The organism is Streptomyces sp. FIT100 (assembly GCF_024584805.1).
Classification (GTDB): Bacteria; Actinomycetota; Actinomycetes; order Streptomycetales; family Streptomycetaceae; genus Streptomyces.
This window is the reverse complement of record NZ_CP075715.1, coordinates 7,033,192-7,048,314: the sequence shown is the minus strand read 5'-3', so window position 1 is coordinate 7,048,314 and position 15,123 is coordinate 7,033,192. Positions and strand designations below refer to the sequence as shown.

General features: G+C 71.1%; 17 protein-coding genes. 9 read left to right on the top strand and 8 right to left on the bottom strand.

What is annotated here, in order from left to right; all coding sequences use genetic code 11:
* Positions 1-20: 20 nt before the first annotated feature.
* Positions 21-809 (bottom strand): MHYT domain-containing protein, encoded by a 789-nt coding sequence (locus tag KK483_RS31475; protein WP_262008608.1) that lies wholly within the window; start codon positions 807-809, stop codon positions 21-23.
* Between the two features lie 499 nt (positions 810-1,308).
* Here KK483_RS31475 and KK483_RS31470 point away from each other — a divergent pair, with 499 nt between their 5' ends.
* Entirely contained in the window at positions 1,309-2,586 is a 1,278-nt protein-coding gene (locus KK483_RS31470) for a ricin-type beta-trefoil lectin domain protein (protein ID WP_262008607.1), read from the top strand.
* Between the two features lie 168 nt (positions 2,587-2,754).
* Here the strand turns inward: KK483_RS31470 and KK483_RS31465 are convergent, their stop codons facing one another.
* Both KK483_RS31465 and KK483_RS31460 read right to left on the bottom strand, forming a co-directional pair.
* Positions 2,755-2,943 (bottom strand): DUF397 domain-containing protein, encoded by a 189-nt coding sequence (locus tag KK483_RS31465; RefSeq protein WP_262008606.1) that lies wholly within the window; start codon positions 2,941-2,943, stop codon positions 2,755-2,757.
* Positions 2,940-3,827 carry a helix-turn-helix transcriptional regulator gene (locus KK483_RS31460; RefSeq protein WP_262008605.1) on the bottom strand — a complete coding sequence of 296 codons (888 nt, stop codon included), beginning with the start codon at positions 3,825-3,827 and terminating at the stop codon, positions 2,940-2,942. Before KK483_RS31460 ends, KK483_RS31465 begins: the two co-directional genes overlap by 4 nt.
* Positions 3,828-4,079: 252 nt before the next feature.
* Here KK483_RS31460 and KK483_RS31455 point away from each other — a divergent pair, with 252 nt between their 5' ends.
* From KK483_RS31455 to KK483_RS31440, 4 genes are all read left to right on the top strand, one after another.
* Positions 4,080-4,517 (top strand): hypothetical protein, encoded by a 438-nt coding sequence (locus tag KK483_RS31455; protein ID WP_262008604.1) that lies wholly within the window; start codon positions 4,080-4,082, stop codon positions 4,515-4,517.
* Positions 4,518-4,547: 30 nt separating this feature from the next.
* Positions 4,548-6,011: a hypothetical protein gene (locus KK483_RS31450; protein WP_262008603.1), complete on the top strand. Its 1,464-nt coding sequence runs from the start codon at positions 4,548-4,550 to the stop codon at positions 6,009-6,011.
* The gene (locus KK483_RS31445; protein WP_262008602.1) at positions 6,008-6,544 is read left to right on the top strand and encodes a hypothetical protein; all 537 of its coding nucleotides are present in this window, start codon (positions 6,008-6,010) and stop codon (positions 6,542-6,544) included. Before KK483_RS31450 ends, KK483_RS31445 begins: the two co-directional genes overlap by 4 nt.
* A gap of 98 nt (positions 6,545-6,642) precedes the next feature.
* Complete coding sequence (locus tag KK483_RS31440) at positions 6,643-6,873, top strand: e9imm peptide (protein ID WP_262008601.1); 231 nt, start codon at positions 6,643-6,645, stop codon at positions 6,871-6,873.
* 194 nt (positions 6,874-7,067) lie between these two features.
* Here the strand turns inward: KK483_RS31440 and KK483_RS31435 are convergent, their stop codons facing one another.
* The 3 genes from KK483_RS31435 to KK483_RS31425 form a co-directional block, all read right to left on the bottom strand.
* Positions 7,068-8,033, bottom strand: a complete 966-nt coding sequence (locus tag KK483_RS31435; protein WP_262008600.1) for an SMP-30/gluconolactonase/LRE family protein — start codon at positions 8,031-8,033, stop codon at positions 7,068-7,070.
* A gap of 143 nt (positions 8,034-8,176) precedes the next feature.
* Complete coding sequence (locus KK483_RS31430; protein ID WP_262008599.1) at positions 8,177-8,551, bottom strand: hypothetical protein; 375 nt, start codon at positions 8,549-8,551, stop codon at positions 8,177-8,179.
* A gap of 131 nt (positions 8,552-8,682) precedes the next feature.
* Positions 8,683-9,378: a CPBP family intramembrane glutamic endopeptidase gene (locus tag KK483_RS31425; RefSeq protein ID WP_262008598.1), complete on the bottom strand. Its 696-nt coding sequence runs from the start codon at positions 9,376-9,378 to the stop codon at positions 8,683-8,685.
* Positions 9,379-9,473: 95 nt separating this feature from the next.
* Here KK483_RS31425 and KK483_RS31420 point away from each other — a divergent pair, with 95 nt between their 5' ends.
* Positions 9,474-10,562 carry an ADP-ribosylglycohydrolase family protein gene (locus tag KK483_RS31420; protein WP_262008597.1) on the top strand — a complete coding sequence of 363 codons (1,089 nt, stop codon included), beginning with the start codon at positions 9,474-9,476 and terminating at the stop codon, positions 10,560-10,562.
* A 273-nt stretch (positions 10,563-10,835) separates the two neighbouring features.
* Positions 10,836-11,627, top strand: a complete 792-nt coding sequence (locus tag KK483_RS31415) for an N-formylglutamate amidohydrolase (RefSeq protein ID WP_262008596.1) — start codon at positions 10,836-10,838, stop codon at positions 11,625-11,627.
* Positions 11,628-11,658: 31 nt separating this feature from the next.
* On the opposite strand, the gene KK483_RS31410 is transcribed toward KK483_RS31415, so the two are convergent.
* Positions 11,659-12,237 (bottom strand): TetR/AcrR family transcriptional regulator, encoded by a 579-nt coding sequence (locus KK483_RS31410; protein WP_262008595.1) that lies wholly within the window; start codon positions 12,235-12,237, stop codon positions 11,659-11,661.
* Between the two features lie 324 nt (positions 12,238-12,561).
* Here KK483_RS31410 and KK483_RS31405 point away from each other — a divergent pair, with 324 nt between their 5' ends.
* Positions 12,562-14,013 carry an MFS transporter gene (locus tag KK483_RS31405; RefSeq protein WP_262008594.1) on the top strand — a complete coding sequence of 484 codons (1,452 nt, stop codon included), beginning with the start codon at positions 12,562-12,564 and terminating at the stop codon, positions 14,011-14,013.
* A gap of 47 nt (positions 14,014-14,060) precedes the next feature.
* Here KK483_RS31405 and KK483_RS31400 read toward each other — a convergent pair whose 3' ends face one another.
* Positions 14,061-14,276, bottom strand: coding sequence for a hypothetical protein (locus KK483_RS31400; RefSeq protein WP_262008593.1), 216 nt, complete (start codon positions 14,274-14,276; stop codon positions 14,061-14,063).
* Positions 14,277-14,415: 139 nt separating this feature from the next.
* Between KK483_RS31400 and KK483_RS31395 the strand changes: the two genes are divergently transcribed.
* Positions 14,416-15,123: a hypothetical protein gene (locus KK483_RS31395; RefSeq protein ID WP_262008592.1), complete on the top strand. Its 708-nt coding sequence runs from the start codon at positions 14,416-14,418 to the stop codon at positions 15,121-15,123.

The window sequence follows — 15,123 nt, the reverse complement described above, 5'->3', positions numbered from 1 at the left end:
GGGCGGTGCGGCGGCCGGGCTCAGCCGGCCTGCGCCGCGGTGTCGTCGAGCAGCGGCGCCGCGGTGGCATCGGCGCTCTCGGCGGACTCGCGCGCGGTGGGCGAGAGCGCGACGAAGGCGGAGGCCAGGAAGAGGAACGAGCCGAGCAGCACCGCGAGGGGGAAGATGAACTCCATGGCGGTCGCGCCGTCCAAGGCGCCCCGTCCCGGGTCGAGTTCGATCCGTACGGCGGCCATTCCGGTGTAGTGCATGCTGCACACCGCGGCCCCCATGACGAGGGCGGCGACGGCGGCGCCCGCGGCGCCGCGGACGACAAGGGCCGCCCAAAGTGCGGCGGTTGCCGCACCGACGGCGACGGCCAGCGAGAGGACGACCATCGGCAGGTCGTAGCCGACGCTGCCGTGCAGCCGGAGCGCGGCCATCCCGAGGTAGTGCATGGCGCCGACGCCGAGGCCCGTTCCGAGTCCGCCCAGCAGGAGCGAGCGCCAACGGGAGCGCCCGTAGCCGACGGTGAAGACGCCGGCCCCGACCACCGCCACGGCGACCAGCAGGCTGAGCAGGGTGAGCGGGACGTCGTAGCGGATCGCCGATCCGGCGACGCCGAAACCGAGCATGGCGATGAAGTGCATCGTCCAGATGCCCGAACCGATCGCGACCGACGCCGTCACCAGCCAGTTGCGCCGCGAACTGCCGTCCGCGGCCAGGGCCCGCACGGTGCAGCGCAGTCCGAGCGCGGCGCCGATGCAGGCCATCACATAGGCAAGGACCGGGGAGAGCCATCCGGCGCTGAAGTGTTGAAGGTGAGCCACAAGTCCCTCCGTTCCGTGTTGACTTCAAGGCCGTGGACGCTAACACTCCGTTTCTCCACGGATCTTTGGAGGAAGCTCCATATATGGAGGCGCGTTTCACAAGCCCTCACCGCGCGCGGCGCTACTCGCGAGTTGAGTGATCATCAATGCGCGTCACCCGGACACTTCGCCGATATGACAGGTGACACAGATCACGGAACCGGTTACGCGGAAACAGTTGCAGAGGCCATGCGGACTTGACTGGGGGTGACGCTCCTTCACATTCCAGGGGTTCGGTGCAACACCGGGCAACCCACCCACTCACGTGCGGCAACCCTGAAATGGGAGCGCTCTCAGCAGAGGGATTGACAGGGCCTCATCAACAGCGCTTCACTGCCCGAAGGCTGGTCCGGACCAAGGCGCCACGCCGACCGCCTTCCGCCGCCCTCTCCCCCTCGGCCGGCCCCGCCCGAGCGACCGGCCGCCCCACCCCCCACCCGCAGAGACCGAGGCGAGTCATATGTCCTTACGGATGCGCCACCACCCCTTCCGCGGCATCGCCCTGGCGGTCGCCGCCCTCACCGCCGCGCTCAGCTGGACCCCCGGTTCCGCGTCCGCCGCACCCGACCCGGCCCCCGCCTCCACCGCGGCGGTCCAGGCCGTGACCTTCGAGGACACCTTCGACGGCGCCGCCGGATCCGCGGTCGACGGCTCCAAGTGGCAGATCGAGACCGGCGACAACGTTGCCAACCACGAGCGCCAGTACTACACCGCGGGCAACGCCAACGCCTCGCTCAACGGCCAGGGGCAGCTGGTCATCACGGCCCGCCGGGAGAACCCCGGCAACTACCAGTGCTGGTACGGCCGTTGCGAGTACACCTCCGCACGCCTCAACACGGCCGGCCGCTTCACCACAACCTACGGCCATGTCGAGGCCCGACTGAAAGTCCCGCGCGGCCAGGGCATGTGGCCCGCCTTCTGGATGCTCGGCAACGACATCGGCGACATCGGCTGGCCCGCGAGCGGTGAGATCGACGTCATGGAGAACGTCGGCTTCGAACCGAGCACCGTCCACGGCACCCTCCACGGCCCCGGCTACTCGGGCAGCGGCGGGATCGGCGCCGCGTACTCCCTGCCCGGCGGCCAGCCCTTCGCCGACGCCTTCCACACCTTCGCCGTCGACTGGGCGCCCGACTCGATCACCTGGTCCGTCGACGGCACGGTCTACCAGCGCCGCACCCCCGCCGACCTCGGCGGCAGGCAATGGGTGTTCAACAAGCCCTTCTTCCTCATCCTGAACCTCGCCGTCGGCGGCTACTGGCCGGGCGACCCCGACGGCTCGACCGTCTTCCCGCAGCAGCTCGTCGTGGACCACGTCCGCGTCACCACCTCGGACAGCGGCGGCGGTGGCACCACCGGCACCCTGCGCGGCCTCTCCGGCAAATGCCTCGACGTCGCCGGCGCCGCGACCGCCAACGGCACCCCCGTCCAGCTGTACACCTGCAACGGCTCCGCCGCCCAGCGCTGGACGGTCGGCACCGACGGCACCGTCCGCGCCCTCGGCAAGTGCCTCGACGCGGCCGCCGCGGGCACGGCGGACGGCACCCGCGTCCAGCTGTGGGACTGCAACGGCACGGGCGCGCAGAGATGGTCGTACAACGCGTCGACCAACGACGTGGTCAACCTGCCGGCGAACAAGTGCCTGGACGTCCTGGACAACAACCCGGCGGACGGGACCCCGACGCAGATCTGGACCTGCTCGGGCGGGGCGAACCAGAAGTGGTCGCTGGTGGCGTAGGCGTCAGGGCCGACCGCCGGGCCTCAGCCCGGTGCGCCGCGTGGGTCCCGCCGGTCGGGACCCACCGGTCGGCGGGACCGCGGCGCACACGACCGTGCGGGCGCTCTCAGGGGTGAGGCTCTCCGGCGGCCCACTGGGCGTCGCGCACCGGCGCGGTGAGCACCCCGATCAGACGTCCGTCAGGAACCCCACGAACCGCGACCAGCCGTCCCGCCCGACCGCGAAGTGGGGGCGCGCCACGTCCTTGGAGTCCCGTACGCAGACGGCCTGCTCGATGACGGCGACCTCGACGCAGTCGTCACCCTGGCTGCCGCTGTAGCTGGACTTGGACCAGGCCGGTTCCGGCGTCGCGTTCATAGCTCTCCTCGGAGTCGCTCCAGCAGACCCCGCGAGTCCTTGGCGTTCAGGGCCTGCGAGCGCAGTGTGTCATAGCGCTGGTGGAGGAGACTCACCTCTTTCGGGTCGGAGATCAGACGGCCGTTCTGCTGACCTTCCGAGTACGCGAGCCTCTGCCCCTTGGGAGTCTCCAACAGCCGCACGGGACCGTCCAGGCACGCGTGCAACCCGGCCTCCAGCGGGACGATCTGAAGCGTCACATTGCGCGGCGCGCTCAGTTCCAGCACATGGTCAACCATCCCCCGCACCTGCCCGGCATCCCCGAACCGGCGCCGGAAGACATGCTCCTCGACGATGAAGCTGAACGGCGTCGTCGGCCGCTCGAACAGCATGCGCTGGCGCTCCATCCGCTTGGCCATGAAGCTCTCCAGCTGGTCGTCCGGCGCCACCGGCACGGTTCCCTCGAACACCGCCCGCGCATAGACCTCCGACTGCAACAGCCCCGGCACCAGCCTGCACTCATACGTGCACAGACTCATCGCCACCCGCTCCAGCTGCGCCCATCGCCGAAACCATGCCGCGAGCCCCGCGTCGCCGCGCCCCCGTGTCACGTACCGAGCCGAATTCCGTAACGCGCCCGTGTTCCCCAGTAGTTCGTCCGCCCTCGTGACGAACGACTCGTCGGGCATCCGCCGGCCCAGCTCCACGGACTCCACGGTGTGTTTGGAAAAGCGCACCAGATCCGCGAACTCGGCCCTGCTGTAGCCCGCGTGCTCGCGCAACGCCTGGGTGACGGCCCCGAAGGTCCGCAGGCTGTCCGAGGGATCGGGCTCCCGGTCGGACTCGCCCTCCGCCACGCGGTCGTGGCCCTCGTCGCCGTTCTCGATGCCGACGCCGCCCGTCATCCGCGGCCACCTCCGGTTCCGTACACGTCTGTCCATCGCCGCCCGCTTGCGACGGCACCCAGAGTGACGGACGGTAACGCGTACGGTCCACCGCAAGTGCCCGTACGCTGACGCACCGTACGGGCCGCCCTCAGTCGACTCCCCTCGGATGCACACGGCCCCGGGGTCCACGGAGGGGTGTCGGCGTATCAGCTTCGCGAATTCCGATTGCGTATGTTATGCAGGAAGCGATCATGCTACGGAGGGGGACCGATGGCCTGGGAAGAGTGGGATCAGATCAAATCCGGTGTCGCGGATCCGCACGCAGCCCCGATGCAGTTGAATCAGCTCGCCCCGGCAGGGGGAGGCGGCGGTTCCGTCCCCGGTCTGGCTGCCAGTTCGCCGCAGAAGCAGGCGGCGGCGAAGGCGATCAATGACGACCTGGAGCCAGGTGTCGCACGAGACGGGAAGCACGCCGCGGCGAGCGTGAGCGCAGCGGTCAAGGAGTTCGGCCCCAGGGATGGCTACGGCTGGGACGCCTCAGGCGCATTGAGGAGGGCACATGAGACCTGGGAGAAGCAGGTCAGGATGCTGCTCGGCCGCTTGGCAACCGAGAAGGGCCTCCTGAGTACGACAGCCATCAGCTTCCAGAGCAACGAGATCGACATCGCCACGCAGCTCGGCCGGAGGTCCCGAATCGGGGACCACTGAGCCGTTGACCGACCAACGGCAGAGGGATGTATGCCGACGTACCACGAAGCAGTCAGCACCGACCTGTCCAAGCTCACCGCCTCGGCGGACAAGTGGGACGAGATCGCCGGCAGGTTCGGGAAGCTGGAGGACCAGTACAAGCGCGATGTGCAGGGCGTCGCGCTCGGCGAGTCCTGGCAAGGGCTCAGTGCCCAGGCCGCGAACGACAGATTCACCGTGACGCTCAAGGAGTTCCAAGGGGCCCAGCAGGAGGCGAAGGCGGTCGCCTCCATCCTGCGCGAGGCCCACGCTCAACTCACGGACTTGCGGAGCAGGATCAAGTCAGTCCGCGACGATGCCGTGAAGGACGGGATGCGCGTCTCCGATCAGGGCGTCGTCGCCTTCGACACCGAGCAACTCAGCCAGAGCGAGCGCACGGCCTACACCCACGACCCGAGCTATCAGGACAGTGCGCGCGCCAGGGCGGCGGAGTGGGCCCAGCGCCTCGACCAGGCGGTCAAGGCAGTGACCGACGCCGACGACGGCTTACGCGTTGCTCTCCAAGCCGCCGTTCTGGACTCCGACTTCCTCGACGGCACGTTCAACGGTTTCAACAGAAGGCCGACGGAGAACCCGTACCCCTCCTTGGAGGAGGCAGGTAAGGCCGCCAACATGCCGAAAGACAAGGAAAAGGTCGCGGAGTGGTGGCGCGGACTCGACCCGGTCACCCGAGGCATCCTCCTCCAGGAGCAGGGTGACGAGCTGCGGGCAGCGGGGATCATGGCTCCGCTGTACCAGTGGAAGTCCCCCGACGAAGGATCGGGGAACTTCGACGTCGAGGACCCCACGCCACGGGACGTATGGCTCCACGCCCAGGCGCTGTCCATCGCGACGGCCGGCGACGTCATCGGAGAGACCGGGGCGTCGCGCAACATGCTGCACTACCTGCGCGGCACGGGACAGCCCCTCAACCTGGACGTGGACCGGGCGCTGCACGACGATTCCGGGTTCCGTTCAGGAGTCGAGCGCGAGCATGTGGCCGCCAATCAGGCCGTCTGGCGGCAGAAGGCAATGGACGAGTTCCAGAAGTCGGGAGGCAGCAAGACAGTGGTCGTCCCGGTCGAGAGCGCAACGCAGCACCGCACCTTCGCACATGACGAATGGTTCCACGCGGTGGGATCCCACGCGCAGAACGTCTCGGGGTTCGTCACCGTGGCACCGAGTGCGAACGGGGCCGCCCCGAAGGTCTCGCTCGACTACCAGGTCAACGTATGGGACCGCTACAACTGGGACGCCGGCAAGTCGACGGCCTTCCCGGGCGGCGTCACCATCGAGGACTCCGACATGAGCCGTCTCCATACGGTGGGCATCGCCAGGGAATTCGACATGCGAGGCAGTAGCTCCACGTACACCCATGACCTCAGCGGCCACACGTCCCCCGCCGTCACACCGGAGGACCAGGGGCGCGAGGGCACACGCGGGGATGTCTCCCGCGGCGACGAGGAGAACCGATGAAGCTCTCGTACGGCACCTCGTACGGCACCCGGATGCGGCCGCTCGCGACTCCGGCAGCCGCCATCGCGGCCGGACTGCTGCTCGTCGCCTGTTCACCGACACACCCTGACGGTGTCGCTCGCAAGGACCCGTACCCGTACTGGGAAAAGGGAGCCGGCGCCCCCGAGGCCGCGGAGTTCATGAAGCTCCGGGTCCCCCAAGGCGCGACGGAGGTGAAAGGCGCTGTTCGCGTCCAGCCGCAGGAGAACGTCTACCTGTTGTCTTTCCTCACCGACGAGAAGACGGCCGAAGCGATCGCCGATGATCTGCGCCCCGACCATCCTTTGCAGCAGCAGAAAACCATCTCCTCACTGAGTGGGGACGGCTTCGAGCATCTGGGGGTCGCTCCGCCCCAGGAACTCGCGAGCGTACGGACGACGACCGCTTGTCCCCCGTGCGTCGGCGACGCGCGAAGAGGGAATGTCCAGGCCATCGAGATCCATGTCGCCGAGGGGGCGCCGGATCGCGTGCGGGTCTATCTCGCGGCGTACTGACGGCTCCCGCAGAGGAGGCAGATTCCGCACGGCCGGCGCGGCTGGGACTGTCCGGGCGATCACGCGTCCCGTTAGGGTGATCGTGGCGGAGGGACCTGATGAGTGCACTGGAGATGAGCCGTGCGGAGACGGTCGTGCTCGTGCAGCGGATCATGGACGCGGACTACGCCTCCGAAGCCGAGCTGGCCGGTTGGTCGGACCGGCTCGACAGACTCCTGGCCTGTCCGTCTGGTCACGTCGGTGGCTTGATCTTCTGGCCGCCGGAGCGGGAGCTTTCTGCAGATGAGGTAGTCGATCAGGCGCTGGCGTATCGCCCGATCGCTTTGTGAGACCCGGACTTCGATCCGGAGCCTGATGACCAGCTCGGCGGCAGTGGCGGTGCCCGGGAAGACATGCCGCGCCTGTCATAGCCGGTGGCCACGGCGCGGGACTGCTGCCCGTGATCCCGCCACCGGGCCCCAGCGGCCGTTGCCGACCGGCAGGAGAGGGAGGCGCATGACCGCCGTCTGGCTCTCCGGCCGCGTCAGAGAGGAACGGCGACCCCGTTGAACGTCGTGTCGGGCGTCTGGGGCGAGGTGAAGCGGGCGTTGACGAGGTAGAGGCGGTGCGACCAGCGGGCGACGGTGGTCGGGATGTCGAAGCGGGGGTCGGTGATCGTGCGGCGCAGGGTCGCCGTGCGGGTGGCGGCGTCGAGTTCGAAGACGCTGATGGCGTTCAGCCGGTTCTGGACGACGTACAGCGTCCGGCCGATGCGGAGGAGGCCGTCGCCGTTGGCGACGTTCTCCGCGCCGTTGAGCGCGATGACGGTGGCGTGTCCGGTCCTCAGGTCCACGTGGTAGAGCGTGCCGGGGGTGCTGCTGACGACGATCAGGCCCCGGCCGTCGGGGGTGGCGACGATGCCGTTGGCGTTGTTCACCTCGGGCGTCTGGACCCATGCGCCGCCGAGCGGAAGGCGGTGGATCTCGCCGCCGCAGCCGCGCGGTACGCCGTACAGCACGCTGTCGCGCGAGTCGGTGAACCAGGCGCGGTCCCGGACGAGGATGACGTCGTTGACGAAGTGGCCGGTGGTGTCGGTCAGTTGGTGCGTGGAAACGAGGCGGCCGGTGCGGGCGTCGACGATCTTGGCCGTGCCTCCGCCGCCTCCGGCGATGTAGAGCAGGCCGTCGTGGTCGAGCTTGAGCCCGATCGCCGCGGTGCCGGCCGTGCCCTCGTGGATGAACTCGCCCTTTCCGGTGCGCAGATCGGTGCGGTACACGGCGCCGTTGGCGCGGGAGCCCATGTAGGCATACGGCCGTGCGCCGATGGTGATGCCCTCGGGCAGGAGGCCATTGGGGAGGGCGAACTCGGTCGGCCAGGCGGCGGCCGGGGCGCCGCCGGTGGCGCGCGCCGTGGCGCTCGCCGTGGCGGCGCCGGTCGCGACCGTGAGCGCCGCGGTGGCGGCGCCGCCGAGGACGGCACGCCGGGACGGCTGGAAGGGGTTCCGGGTCATGGTTCGGTCCTCCGGGGGTGGGAGCGGGGCGCTGCGAACTCGGCGACACGGCGAACTCGGGACACCGGTCATTCAACTCGGTTGAACGTTCTCATTGTTGCCAACGCGCTTTTCTGTAGCGGCAGTTCCTCAGCGGCGAGCGATCAGCGGTAGGCGATCAGCGCAGCGGCCGACCATCCGGTGAGCATGAGCAGCATCCCGGACCACCAGTAGCGCCGGGCGCGCCGGGACGGCAGGAAGAGCCCGCCCATGGCCGTGATCCAGCCGACGGGAACCACGCCCATCATCAGGATCCGGACGGTCCAGCGGGTGAAGGGGTCGCATCGCGCGACGAACACCAGGACGGTCTCGCAGTGCGTGCCTTCCAGGCCCATGACGAAGCCGTGGAAGACCACGGCGAGGGCGAGCAGCGTGGCCGCCAGCCCGCCCAGGACCCGGAGCGCGATCGACGCGGCGCTCGGGTCACGGCCACGGCCACGGCCACGGCCACGGCCAGTGGGGCGTCGGTTCTCCGTCATGGCCGAAACATGGTGACGGCGGTCCGTCGACCGCATCGGTACGCGTACTCGTCCACGTTCTCAGGACACACGCCGTACGGCGCTCGCGCAACTCCCCGCCCGGACCGACGCGTTGTGCCGCCACGGCCGGGTCAACGGGCCCACCGGCGGGAGGCCGCCCACGCCAGCGCGTACCCCGCGCTGTTGAGCGCGCAGTGCAGCGCCACCGGCGGGATCAGGCTCCCGGAGCGGCGGCGCAGCTCGCAGAAGAGGGCTCCGGCGAGCCCGGTGCCGGCCACCGCCGCGGCCACCGAGAGGGCGACACCGGTGCGGCCGGTGCCGAAGACGGCCTCGGCCGCCGCGTTCGAGCCGGTCAGCCCGCGGGACGGCTGGACGTGCCAGAGCCCGAACAGAGCCGAGGAGACGGTGGTGGCCCACCCGGTGCCCCAGCGCCGCCGCATCATGGCCCACAGCACCCCCCGGAACGCGATCTCCTCCAGGAGCACGGTCCCGAAGGGGACGCGCACCAGCGCGCGGTACACCAGTTCCCCGGCCGACAGCTCCGCGGCACGCTCGTCGTGGAACGCCTCGCGGGTGAACGGCACGGCCAGCGCGACGAGGTAGACGAGGAGCACGGCCCCGGTCAGGACGAGGCCCCAGCGCAGTCCGCGCGGGGCGGCCGCACGGCCGAGCCCGAGCTCGTCCCAGGTGATCCCGGACCGCCGGGCGATCAGCAGGAGTGCGGCGGCCGCGGCGACGCACACGGGTACGTACAGCTGCGGCCCGAGCCGGTTGACGAGGACGTTCACGGCCGCGAGCACTCCGACGGCCAGGAGGAGCATCGGCATAACCAGACCAGAATGTCCGATTTACCCCACTGGCTGCGCACAACGCGCCGCACCCCGCTCGATACCCCTCGCCGTCCGGGAGGTTTGCTGGTCCCATGAACTACGTGAAGGCGGACCCGGAGAAGGTCCGCAGGGGCAGGACCGACTCCGCCGCGCGCGGCATGCTCATCGGCCTGGCTCTGGGAGAGACCCTGGGGAACGCGCGGGGCACGGTGCCGGCCGACGGCCCGCTGCACGCCGGCGTCTGCACCCAGTTGGCCTGCTTCACGGCCGAGGGCCTGATACGGGCGAGTGTGCGCATGGACCACAGGGGCATCGGCCATCCGCCGTCGGTGCTGTGGCACGCCTACTGCCGGTGGGCGGCGCTGCAGGGCATCGAGGCCGACCGGATGCGGGAGCGCTGGACCATGGGCCTCGACCGGCCGTGGCCGACGGGATGGCTCGCGGAGGTGCCCGCGCTCGCGGAACGGCGCGGCTCCGCCCCGGCGACCGTGGCGGCGCTCACCAGGATCGAGCAGGGCACGCTCACGGAGCCGGCGACGCCCAGCCGCGGCTGGCACGCGCTGGGCCGTACGCTCCCGGTGGCCGCGGTGCCCGCGTGGTGCTCGGGCGCGACCGTCCGTGAGACCGCGGCCCTGACACACGGCGACCCGGCGGCGCAGTCCGCGGCCGCCCACGCGGCCCTCCTCGCTCGCCACTGTCCGACCGGCGACGGGGTCCATGACGCGTTCGCCACGGCCCTGTCCGAACTGCGTTCGTTCGACCCGAAGGCCACGGCCGATGAGCTCGACCGGCTCACGACGGCCCTCCGTCACGGCGCCGACCGGCCCGGCGACGCTGCCGCGCTGGCCCACTTCGCTCCGGACCGGACCGCGCCCTCGGCCCTTCTCGGCGGTCTCTACGCGGCCGCGTCCTTCCCCGAACGCGCCCAGGTCGACGCGGCGCTCCGCTTCGCGTCAGGCGCACCCGACGGCGGGGCCGTCGCGTGCGTCACCGGGGCGCTCCTCGGTGCCGCCCACGGCGTCGAGGCGCTCCCGGTCCACCTGGTGAGCCGCCACGAGCTGTCGTGGGTCCTGGACACCCTGGCCCGCGACCTCGTCGTCCAGTTCGCGGACTCCCCGTGCGGGAGCGAGTGGACCGAAGGGTGGGACCCGAACTGGTGGAACCGCTACCCCGGCGGATGACGCACGGCTGTCGGGAGATCGGCCCGGACGGCGGCCGTGATGCATCGGACGGCGGCCGACATTCATCGGACGGCGGCCGTCCCTCATCGACCGTGCGAGCCCGTCCTTGCGGCGTTGATCGAGGACCGGCGGGGCGGCGCCGGGTATCGCGCGCCTGCTCCTGCCGGACGCCTGCGTCTGCCCACTCGGGGTGCTCCCCAATGGCGCGGCTGCCGGGCTGCCGGTGAGGCACGCTTGCCCCTGCGCGTACGACCCGACCAGCAAGGGACCCCCATGGGCGACGAGTCCGCTTCCTTCCAGCTCCTTCCCGGTGCCTCCGAGTCGCCGGTGATCCTTCATGTGCCGCACTCGTCACGGGTCGTGCCGGCCGACGTCCGCCGCGGCATCGTCCTGGACGACGCCGCCCTGGAGCGCGAGCTCGACCACATCACCGACGCCCACACGGCGGAGCTCGCCGCCGCCGCGGCCGAGGCCGCACCCGTCGTGCCCTGGCGGTTCGTCAACTCGCTGTCCCGCCTGGTGGTCGACCCCGAGCGCTTCCCCGACGAGCGTGAGGAGATGGCGGCGGTCGGCATGGGCGCCGTCTACACCCGGACCACGCACCGCGAGCCGCTCCGGCGCGCGGACGCGGACCCCCGGCCCCTGCTGGAGCGGTACTTCCACCCGTACGCGGAGGCGATGACGGCCGCGGTCGCCGACCGCCTGGACGCCGTCGGACGCGCGGTGGTCATCGACGTGCACTCGTACCCGACGCGGCCCTTGCCGTACGAGCTCCACGGCAGGGGGCCGCGGCCCCCGGTCTGTCTCGGCACCGACGCCTTCCACACGCCGCCCGCGCTGCTCGCCCGCGCACAGGAGGTCTTCCACGGTTTCGGCGGCACGGGGCTGGACAGCCCCTTCGCGGGGACGTACGTACCGCTGGCGTTCTACGGCAAGGACCCGCGGGTCAGCGCCCTGATGATCGAGATCCGCCGGGACGTGTACATGGACGAGCCGGGTGGCCGGGCCGGACCCGGCCTCGCGGCGCTCGCCGGGGCTCTGGCCGAGTTGGCCGGCGCCCTGTGAGAACGACGGACCCCAGTGGCACCGGCCGGCGTCAGGCCCGTGCGCGGACACCGTCCAGGGCGACCGCGAGGACCCGGTCGCGCTGGGCGTCGTCGAGGAAGGTGGTCGCGGTGATCCCGGCGACCATCCGCAGCAGGTCGTCGAAGCTCATGTCCGCGCGCGCCTCGCCGGCTTCCTGGGCCCGGTCCAGCAGTGGGCCGCCGGCCTGGAACATCGACTCCCGGCAGGTCAGGAAGATGTCCGACTCGTTGCTCAGCGCCTCGCGGATGGCCCGCTTGGTCACGGTGTAGTCCACGAACCGGCGCAGCCACGAGGTCAGCGCCTCCCACGGCTCCAGCTCGGCGACGTCCAGCGCCACCTGGCACAGGGCGTTCACCTCGTCCGCGTAGACGCTCTCGAAGAGATGGCGGCGGGTGGGGAAGTTCCGGTACAGCGTGCCGATACCGACGCCCGCGCGGCGGGCGATGTCCTCCAGGGAGGCACCCGCGCCGTTCTCCGTGAAGGCTTCGCGCGCGGCGGCCAGGAGGGCGTCGTAGTTGCGTGCGGCGTCGCGGCGGTGGGGGCGCTGGGAGGCGACGATCTCGCTGACGGGGAACGGCTGGGGTGCCATGGCTGCCTCCCTGGCGGCAGTCGGATTGAAGCGGAGGGCAACCTCCACTACAGTGGAGGCATACCTCCACTTTACCAGTCGGGGTGCGGTCCCGGGCGACACGTGCGTCGGCACGCATCGCAGGGACGCGGGCCCTTGCCTGATCACACTCCGCCGTGCGCCGTCCGCACGGCCGCCCGTCCCTCGACTCCTCCCTTGACTCCTCCGCGACGGCGGCCACGCCGCCGTCGCCCTCCTCGACGCTGCGCCGCAGCCCGACCGGGCCGCCCAGCCCGTACGACCGCGGCCGGATCACCGGCCGTGTCCTGTCCGGAGAGACCTTTCATGCCCCGCAACTCCACCCGCCTCACCTTCGTGGTCCTCGCGACCGGTGCGGGCGTGTTCTCCATGCTCCAGTCACTGATCGCGCCGGCCCTGCCCACCGTCCAGCACGCCCTGCACACGTCGCAGGCGACCGCGACCTGGGTGATGACCGCCTATCTGCTGTCCGCCTCGGTCTTCACACCGATCCTCGGCCGGGTCGGCGATCTGATCGGCAAGAAGCGCACCCTCGTCGCCGTGCTCGTGGCCCTCACGCTCGGCTGTCTGCTCGCCGCACTCGCGCCGACCATCGGCGTCCTGATCGTCGCCCGGGTCGTCCAGGGCATCGGGGGCGCGCTGTTCCCCCTGTCCTTCGGGATCATCCGCGACGAGTTCGCCCCGGCCGAGGTGGGCTCCAGGATCAGCAACCTGTCGGCCGTGATCGCCGCCGGCGGCGGTGTCGGCATCGTCGCGGCCGGTCCCATCGTGTCCGCGCTCGACTACCGGTGGCTGTTCTGGCTCCCGGTCGGCGTCGTCGCCGTCACCGCGCTCATCGCGCAGCGCTACGTCCCCGAGTCGCCCGGCAGGGCCGAGGGACGCATCAACTGGCTCGGCGCCGTGCTGCTGTCCGGCTGGCTCGTCGCCCTGCTGCTCCCGCTCAGCCAGGCGACCGGTTGGGGCTGGGGGTCGGCGAAGGTGATCGGCCTGCTCGCCCTCGCCGCGGTGGTCTTCGCCGCGTGGCTGGCCGCCGAATCGCGCTCCGGCCACCCGCTGATCGACCTGCGGATCATGCGCCTGCCCGCGGTGTGGACCACCAACACCGCCGGACTCCTCTTCGGCGCGGGCATGTACGCGGTCTGGTCCTTCCTCCCCGCCTTCGTGCAGACCCCGCGCTCCGCGGGGTACGGGTTCGGCGCGAGCGTCACCGCGGCGGGACTGCTGATGCTGCCGATGCTGATCGCGATGTTCTGCTCGGGTGTGCTGAGCGGTCGTCTGGAGCCCGTGGTCGGCGCCAGGAACCTGCTCACCACGGGCGCCGTGCTCGGCGCCGTCGCCTGCGGCCTGCTGGCGGCCTGGCACGACCGGCAGTGGCAGGTGGCCCTCGCCGCGGGAGTCTTCGGCCTCGGCATCGGCCTGGCCTTCGCCTCGATGGCCAACCTGATCGTGCGCAGCGTGCCGCCCGAGCAGACCGGCGCCGCGACCGGCATGAACGCGAACATCCGGACCATCGGCGGCTCCCTCGGCGCCGCGGTCACCACGGCACTGGTGACCGGCCACACGCAGCCGTCAGGTCTTCCCCACGCCTCCGGCTACACGCACGCCTTCGGCCTGCTGGCCCTGCTCTGCCTCGGCGCGGCGCTGGCCGCCCTCCTCGTACCGGTGCGTCGTGCCGCGCGTACGTCCATGGTGGCAGGCGGCTCTGACGACGCGTCACGCGCGGAGCCCAGGACCGACGCGGCCGGCGTCCGCGGCTGATGCCGCGCGGACGCGCGATCGGGGCCTCAAGGAGCCGGTGGCGTCGCTCATGCCCGACGTGCACCATCTACCGTTACCCCTACGACTACCGCTGCCCGTTCGGCCTCGACGAAGACGGCGGCCGGCTTGGTGATCCCGCTCTCCGGGTCGGTCAGCAGCCGCTCCAGATAGGTCAGGTCGACCTGCACGCCCTGCTCGGGGCGGCCGGCGGGCCCGCTGCACGGCAGCGGGCCCGCCGCCCGACGGCCGCGAGGAGTCGGCATCGGAGGCCGCGTGTCGGCATCCGCCGGCATCGGACGGCATCGGACGGCATCGGACGGCCTGCGCGATTGACAGGTCCATGACCCTTGTCTAGTTTCCTCTGCGGTCGCGGCGTCGCACAGACCCGCATCCTCCGGGAGGATGAACATGGTCGCATCGTTCGTCACTCATCGCGCCCTCGACGGCGGGACCTACCGCCTGGAGGGCGACCTCGACCTCCGGGCGCCGTGCACCTCCGCCGCCGAGGTGGTGGCCGGGGGGCGGCTGGTCGAGTTCACCGCGGGGCCGGCCGCCCTGGGGGACGATGTCGCCGCGTCTCTGGGCATCGGGGCGCCCGACTCCGAACTCACCTTCCAGAAGGGCACGTTGCGCGTCCACCGGTCGATCGAGCGCGAAGCGCGCTCGGGTCTCGTGGAGCGGCCGTCGCTCGTCGTGTGGCGCGGCGAGCGCCACGCGCTCGTGACCCGGTTGTACGGCCTGGACCTGGCCGAGGTGCTCGGGCTGCTGCGGTCCGTGCGCATGTCCGAGAGCGAGTACGGGCTCGCCCTCGACCCCGATCCGTCGGCCGGAAGCGCCTTCGCACGGCCTGCGACGGTGATCAAGGAGATCCCCGGCCTCGGGCTGCTGGAGCTGTCCCGGCGGACGAAGGAGCACACGGCCCAGCTTCCGCCCTGGAAGGGGGTGGCGGTCGCGTCCGGCGAGCTGTTCCGCGACACCCTCTCCGACGGCAGCCCGTTCTTCGTACTCTCCTCCACCGAGATCTGGGCCACGCTGGTGCCGTTGGCGTCGACCTCCGTCGCGCGGGTCCCCGAGCTCGTCGGGCGGCTCGCGCTGCGGCGCACCGGGTGA

Bases quoted from the DNA above. Each gene is read 5' to 3' on its own strand.
- KK483_RS31395 (WP_262008592.1), top strand. From the start codon at position 14,416: ATGAACATGGTCGCATCGTTCGTCACTCATCGCGCCCTCGACGGCGGG.
- KK483_RS31440 (WP_262008601.1), top strand. From the start codon at position 6,643: ATGAGTGCACTGGAGATGAGCCGTGCGGAGACGGTCGTGCTCGTGCAG.
- KK483_RS31460 (WP_262008605.1), bottom strand. From the start codon at position 3,827: ATGACGGGCGGCGTCGGCATCGAGAACGGCGACGAGGGCCACGACCGC.
- KK483_RS31435 (WP_262008600.1), bottom strand. From the start codon at position 8,033: ATGACCCGGAACCCCTTCCAGCCGTCCCGGCGTGCCGTCCTCGGCGGC.
- KK483_RS31425 (WP_262008598.1), bottom strand. From the start codon at position 9,378: ATGCCGATGCTCCTCCTGGCCGTCGGAGTGCTCGCGGCCGTGAACGTC.
- KK483_RS31415 (WP_262008596.1), top strand. From the start codon at position 10,836: ATGGGCGACGAGTCCGCTTCCTTCCAGCTCCTTCCCGGTGCCTCCGAG.
- KK483_RS31400 (WP_262008593.1), bottom strand. From the start codon at position 14,276: ATGCCGACTCCTCGCGGCCGTCGGGCGGCGGGCCCGCTGCCGTGCAGC.
- KK483_RS31410 (WP_262008595.1), bottom strand. From the start codon at position 12,237: ATGGCACCCCAGCCGTTCCCCGTCAGCGAGATCGTCGCCTCCCAGCGC.
- KK483_RS31430 (WP_262008599.1), bottom strand. From the start codon at position 8,551: ATGACGGAGAACCGACGCCCCACTGGCCGTGGCCGTGGCCGTGGCCGT.
- KK483_RS31420 (WP_262008597.1), top strand. From the start codon at position 9,474: ATGAACTACGTGAAGGCGGACCCGGAGAAGGTCCGCAGGGGCAGGACC.
- KK483_RS31450 (WP_262008603.1), top strand. From the start codon at position 4,548: ATGCCGACGTACCACGAAGCAGTCAGCACCGACCTGTCCAAGCTCACC.
- KK483_RS31405 (WP_262008594.1), top strand. From the start codon at position 12,562: ATGCCCCGCAACTCCACCCGCCTCACCTTCGTGGTCCTCGCGACCGGT.
- KK483_RS31470 (WP_262008607.1), top strand. From the start codon at position 1,309: ATGTCCTTACGGATGCGCCACCACCCCTTCCGCGGCATCGCCCTGGCG.
- KK483_RS31455 (WP_262008604.1), top strand. From the start codon at position 4,080: ATGGCCTGGGAAGAGTGGGATCAGATCAAATCCGGTGTCGCGGATCCG.
- KK483_RS31465 (WP_262008606.1), bottom strand. From the start codon at position 2,943: ATGAACGCGACGCCGGAACCGGCCTGGTCCAAGTCCAGCTACAGCGGC.
- KK483_RS31445 (WP_262008602.1), top strand. From the start codon at position 6,008: ATGAAGCTCTCGTACGGCACCTCGTACGGCACCCGGATGCGGCCGCTC.